Here is a 289-nt window from a genome sequence, read left to right on the forward strand (position 1 = left end):
GGGCGAGCAGGAGGTTCTGGACGCGCTGGCGGGTCTGGACGAGGCGGATGGGCCGGATGCCTCTCATGCCTGGCCGGGCCGGGTGGGGATCGCGGCGGTGAACGGTCCGTCGGCGGTGGTGGTCTCCGGGGATGAGGATCTCGTCGAGTCTGTGGTGGATGGTTTTGTCCGCCAGGGGCGGCGGGTTCGGCGGTTGACGGTGAGTCATGCGTTTCATTCGGGGCGGATGGAGCCGATGCTGGCCGACTTCCGGCGGGTTCTGGAGGAGGTGACGTTCAACGAGCCGCGC

At 68.9% G+C, this 289-nt stretch carries 1 protein-coding gene; it reads left to right on the top strand.

The features are described from left to right. Positions 1-289 (top strand): acyltransferase domain-containing protein (locus tag ACSC1Q_RS43230; RefSeq protein WP_436764551.1); only part of this gene is annotated, 289 nt, incomplete at both ends.

It is taken from the genome of Streptosporangium heterodermiicola, from assembly GCF_051390675.1.
GTDB lineage: Bacteria > Actinomycetota > Actinomycetes > Streptosporangiales > Streptosporangiaceae > Streptosporangium.